The 6,000-nt window shown below is 46.0% G+C and carries 3 protein-coding genes; all 3 read left to right on the forward strand.

Going from position 1 to position 6,000, the window contains the following annotated elements; translation table 11 throughout:
* Positions 1-124 precede the first annotated feature (124 nt).
* Positions 125-2,599, forward strand: coding sequence for a hypothetical protein (locus tag ACO6VE_RS18210; RefSeq protein ID WP_422462732.1), 2,475 nt, complete (start codon positions 125-127; stop codon positions 2,597-2,599).
* 170 nt (positions 2,600-2,769) lie between these two features.
* Positions 2,770-4,269: a serpin family protein gene (locus ACO6VE_RS18215; protein WP_422462734.1), complete on the forward strand. Its 1,500-nt coding sequence runs from the start codon at positions 2,770-2,772 to the stop codon at positions 4,267-4,269.
* A gap of 389 nt (positions 4,270-4,658) precedes the next feature.
* Complete coding sequence (locus tag ACO6VE_RS18220; protein ID WP_422462736.1) at positions 4,659-5,933, forward strand: serpin family protein; 1,275 nt, start codon at positions 4,659-4,661, stop codon at positions 5,931-5,933.
* Positions 5,934-6,000: the final 67 nt, after the last annotated feature.

Consider the following 6,000-nt stretch of genomic DNA (forward strand, 5'->3'; position numbering starts at 1 on the left):
TGACCACTGGCGCTGATCTCTGGATTAGCGCCTGTCTCCCCCTCCATTTCAGATTCTTTAAACTGTCTTCTTTCCGTCGATATTAAGGCTACCCCCAAACAACTGTGAGGCAGCTGAAAGGATCATGGAACAGGCCATTGAGTACATGCTTCGAAAGTTAATATGGCCGAAAGCAAGGTTAACTGGCAGAACGACCAGACAATGGTTTGCATCAGCTGCCTGTATTTTAAGCCTTAGCAGTCCTTTCTCTTCGGCAAATGATGAAAACCTGCTGCTGAGTGAAGCGGAATCCCCTCCCTTTATCCACACCTTCCAGCAGTCCGACTTTAAAAATGGATCTGAGCTGATCATCAGTGGTAATAATGGCTCAGACAAACAGCAAATCCTGATTGTGCGGATTGATAATGAAAACTCCGCAGATTACCGGTCCAGGGTCAACCAGGAGTTCACGCTCTCACCCGGTCCGTTTGCCGTGGTACTGCCCCTCTCAGGGCTGAAAACATCCGGCGGACAACCGTTTACACAGCCATACACCAAACTGTTTGTGTTCAGTGCCGATATGTGGGCGGGCATCGAGCTGGAAAAAATCCATATCAGCTCCGCCGCCAGTCTGCCCGAAAACACCCTGGCGCTGGATTTTGGCTCAGGCGACAGTGCGGCTTTCCCCGGCTTTGAATCCATTGGCAAAAACAGCTCATACCTGCAAGGCAAAATCACCGAACGGGTTCGTACTTCCGGTGATGCACTGATTCGGGATGGTATTGCCGGGGTTACCAGCCTGCAGATCCCCTGGTCTGATGGATTATGGAAACTCAGCCTGTGGACACAGGATCAAGGGGAATGGGAATACCTGCCTCACTTTCTTAAACGGCAAATCATCGCCAATGGCACCACCATCGTTGATGAGAAGTTTACTCAAGAGCAGTGGATCAATGACGTTTATCTGGCTGGCAGGAAAAAAGAAGGCGGTATCGATGGGGACTTGTGGGCGTTGGTTGGTGAACGCCGAAGTCACTTTATCAGCAAAAACATTGGTGTCATCAACGGGATGTTGACTATCGATCTGACCGGTGACTATGACGCCAGATACCTGGCGGCTCTGGTTCTGGAACCTATTAAAGGTACCTTTGCCCAGGCCACCCAGAAAAAACGACAGGAACGCCTGCTAAATCAATGGCCTGTAGCGACTGAGCCATACACCCCGCCAGACTCACTGTCACTGGCAGATATCAGCCAGCAGGTAAAAGATGATGACACTTTTTATCTGGCAGCCAGAAACAGCCTGCTGAACCTGACCTTTGAAATAGCCAGCCCGATGGATGATGTTGCACCTGCGGTTGTAGTCTCCCCGCCCAAATCGTCGGATGGAGAGCCCTTAACCGTCATCACCCGCTATGGGCACTGGCGCTATGAAAGACCAACACCCAATGCCACGTCACTGATACTGGATGACAGCTATCTCCGTGCCGATATGGCAAGCCTTCGTCTCTCCAGCAAAAGGCCCAGACGTCTCTATGTTCAGGTGGAAGTTCCCGCTGAAGCACGTGCTGGCGACTACGCTGGTATGATTCAGCTGTTCAGCGGCGGTGAACTGCGGTTGCTGCATTATAAAGTACGGGTACTTCCGACCGTGCTGCCAGAACTGGAAACCCCTGTAGGCCTCTATCTGGAACCGCCACCTTACTATCAGTGGTTCAAGGCACTGGCAGGACAGAGTGCCAATGCCACCTCCTGCGATCTTTCCCTGCTGGCTTCCCACGGTTTCAGCACGGTTGCCCCGGCATTGGCAACACCTGGCACCGAGACCGGACGACAGACGTTTATTCAGCAACTGCAACAACTAATGCGCTTTGGCTTCAACGGCAAGATTCTGGCTTACGCACCGCTGAAACGCCTGTTAAGTCAGAAGGGCGAAACAAAGGCAATAGCGGACTTAAAACAGCTGCAACAGTTATCAGAGAACCAGAATCTCCCTGACATTTACTGGTCAATTTTTGACGAGCCCGCCAATGATCACTTTTCGCAAATAAAGAACACCGTCAGAGTGCTAACCGATAACGCTCTGCCATTGAAAACGGCTGGCCATTTGAACCATGACCATCAGGCTGAACTTGCCGAAGTAACGGATCTTCTCCTGATCAACCACGGCACCGAAGTGACCGAAGAAAATATTGACGATTGGCAGGAAAACAGCACGGTCTGGCTATACAACATGCCCAAACCCCGGTTAGCAGCTGGCCTGTATCTCTGGCGATCCGGTGCTGAGGGCTATTTACAATGGCATGGCCGTATGCCGACTGCCGACCCATTTGATCCCATCGATGGTCGGGAGGGGGATGTTATGTATATCTACCCATCTGCCAGCCGGTGTCCGGAAGTTCTGGACATTCATCGCCGTTTTCTTGATTTGCATGAAGCGACCCTTGATCTGCGTTGGTTACAGTGGCTTGAGGGCATATCCCACAAACAGACGGAAGCCCAACAGCTTCTGGCGGAACTTCGGACAGAGATACCGCCACAATGGGAACGGGCGGCATTAATAACAGAGGCACAGCGGATGGCAATACGTGACCGGATACTGTCAATCATCAGTAAGTAGTTAACCAAATGAAATCGTATTTTCTGACTCATTAATTATTATCAAATGGAGAGAATATTATGGGACCAATATCGTCAGGCCCAACACGATCAGTGCCATTGGAGCCATTAACTCCGCCGGACACATCCTCCCGGAGCGATTTATCGGCCTCTGATATCGTTGAAAAACTGATGGATACCGTATCGTTTGCGATCCTGAGTATTACCGACAAAAAAAGCAGGGTAGTGTCTTCTGCCAGCCTGGCACCGGTTCTGGGCATGGTTCTGGCCTGTATGAAAGATAACGCCAAGAAGGAATTGCTCCTGAAAATCCCCCCGGGCTCCTTAACTGAAGAGCTGGAGATGGAAATCCATCAAAAGCTTGGTGAATTCAGCAAAGACCGCCCTTATGATGAAACTGGCAAGATCATCTCTGCCGCTAACTTTGTTGGTACAGCCTCTGTTACCACGGATCAGTATCTTGACCGGATACTGTCTGAATGTTATCAAACCCAAACGTTGGAAATTGATAAAGAGAAAGTAGCGGACGCCGCAGATACTTTTGTTAAAGAGAAAACCAAAGGAAAAATTAAACAGTTGTTTGATGATCTTACTGAATATGAGCGGAACCAGATTTCATTGGTATTAGGTAATGTGATGGAAATCCGAGGTGTCTGGAGGGAAGCTTTTCCCCTGAATAGTGAGGCTTCGTGCCGTTTTCTGTGCGCAAATGGAACTATGAAAAACGTCAGGAAGATGCGTATAAAAGAAAATTTACACTTTGCTCGCAATAAAGTGTTTACTGCCATTGCCAAAGATTTCCGATCGGAAAATGGGGAAGATCTTAAATTGGTCGCGATAACACCGAACAAGACCAGTGCGACAGCGATTAACAAACTTGATTCTGAAACCATTAACCATCTGATTGGCAATTTGGATGAAAATAAAACGGAGATTACGCTGGATCTTCCAGTTATAGAAGTTAAGAAAGGTGGTGATACTGAACTACTGGAAAAAATTACAGATGCCCTGGGAACATCCATAACCGCTCAGGATTTGTCCAGGTTAAACCCATCACCCACTTATAATCTGCGGATGGTGCAGAAAATCAAAGTATCCGTTGACGAACAGGGTGCTGACAGCACAATTGCCACTGCTGCAACAGCGGCTTCAAGGGGGGGCGAAAACACCTTTAATATTGACTGCCCCAGCTATATAGCCATTGTAGGCAGCAAAGGTAATCGGTTGCTTGAGATGGTCATTAAGGATGACAGCTTTTTGGTGCCTGATGGTTCGCCTGTGATCACTATCCCTGAAGGTTGGAAAGATGTTGATCCGTGGCATGATGATCAGTCGGATTATGATGATGACGTTAATACCTCTACATTAAACAGGTTATCAACTCCTGAACCTTTTCAAGCTGTTAATGATGTGAGTACATTAATACAACATGGGCTTAACCCGAGTGGAGAGCTGAATATTTCCAGCGTTAAGTTATTTTATGATTATGAGTTATCTATCACTGTTGATACTGTGGATACCGCAAATAAGGTTAGACAAAAAGTATTTGAATTAATTGATGAAGAAGAACATAAAAACTTTGTTGACGTTTGGGAGAGATTAGAACCTGTTAAAGTAAAGGTTACATTCAAGGCTTGGAAAGCACTGCGTGATAAGTTACTTCGTGAATAAATAAATACAATGCAAAACCGGAGATTAATCACCTCCGGATTTATTAACAAAAGTCTCAAAGAAGCCATTGCCGATATCGGTCAACAATTCACCCTGCATGAAATTTGCGATTGGTATGCTCAGCTTGTGCATGTGGTGCTGGCGCAGGGCTCTGGGGACCGAGAATAGACCAAAGATTGTGACCGTCCAGGGAACTATTATCCACACAAAATGTCTTAATAATATCCAGGTCGGCAACTCTGAATATCCATTTATCAGATCAATACTGTAAATCATTACAGTTTTCCGTCACTTGCGGCTGATTAACAAGACAATCCCTTGCCACAAAGCATGGAGGCAGCGAGTTTGTCCTCGCTAAATAATTTTTATCAAGCATTGGAGAGAATACTATGGATGCCATACCTTTTGACCCAGGGATGTCAGCGTTATTCCAGAGAACAAATCTGCCAGACACAGCGTCCCCGGCCACTTTATCGGCCTCTGATATTGTTAAAACAATGGTGGATAAATTATCCCTTGAACTCTTGGACATTAAAGGCAATAAAAGTAAGGCACTCTCTCTTGTCAGCCTGCTTCAGGCTCTGGGCATGGCTCTGTTGAGTATGACAGACGACACCATCGTGGCATCGGCTCTTGGCATCTCCCCGGGTTCCTTAACTCAAGACCTGAAAGATAAGATTCATACAGAACTCGGTAAATGTGCCGTAAAACACTCTAACGATCCTGACTCTGATCAGTCAATCCGTATCACTAACTTTATTGGGTCTACCTTTTGCTACGATAATGAGCAGTATGAACAGTCACTGTCAAAATATTATAAAACCAAAAAGCTGGACAATAATAACAACGGCAAGAACCTTGCCGACACCATAGATTCTTTTGTTCATGATAAGACCGAAGGAGAAATTGATACGGTTTTTGGTCATCTTACTGAATCTCAGCGGCACAAAGTTGAAGCGGCTTTAGGCAGTGTGATGAATTTCCAGATTGACTGGGATGAAAGATTTTCTGAAGATGACACGGAAAAGGGGCTATTTCAGTGTGCAGATGGAACTTTTATTAATAACGTCCTTATGATGTGTAAAACTGAAGTTCTTAACGTGGCTACTGACGGAAACTTTGCGGCCATTGCCAAAGAATTCCGATCTGCAAATGGAGAAGATCTTAAATTAGTGGCGATAAAACCACGCAAAAGCAGTGCGACAGCAATTAACAACCTGAATTCTGAAACGATTAATCATCTGATTGACAAGCTAAAAAATGTTGAAATGGAGGTTGAGCTAAAACTACCCAAAATTGACATAACGAACAGTTGTAATACTGAGTTACTGGATAAAATTAATCAGGTATTAGGAACCTCCATAAAAGCACAGGATTTATCAAAGTTAGGTACACAGTCGGATGATCAACTGCACATAGTTCAGAAGATCAAGGCATCCATTAATGAAAAGGGTGCCCGTGGTTCCATTGCCACTGCAGCAGTAGATATAGGTAGGTCATTATTTATAGACCCAATTTGCTTTGATTTTAACTGTCCTGGCTACATTGCCATTGTGGACAGGGAAGGTAATCGGTTGCTTGAGCTGGTCATTAAAGATGGCCAATTTTTGGTCCATGATGGTCCACCCATGGTCACAGACAGCTATGTTGCGTTTAAGGGTTGAAGTGAAGAAATTCTAAAATTTTGTTGCCCAGTCGATCAGATGTTAGAGCATTGATGCCAGTTAAAGC

Origin of the sequence: Endozoicomonas sp. ALB115 (assembly GCF_049310245.1) — a bacterium.
Taxonomy (GTDB): Bacteria; Pseudomonadota; Gammaproteobacteria; order Pseudomonadales; family Endozoicomonadaceae; genus Endozoicomonas.

Excerpts from the sequence above, each read along its gene's own strand:
- ACO6VE_RS18210 (WP_422462732.1), top strand. The coding sequence starts at position 125 with ATGGAACAGGCCATTGAGTACATGCTTCGAAAGTTAATATGGCCGAAA.
- ACO6VE_RS18220 (WP_422462736.1), top strand. The coding sequence starts at position 4,659 with ATGGATGCCATACCTTTTGACCCAGGGATGTCAGCGTTATTCCAGAGA.
- ACO6VE_RS18215 (WP_422462734.1), top strand. The coding sequence starts at position 2,770 with ATGGATACCGTATCGTTTGCGATCCTGAGTATTACCGACAAAAAAAGC.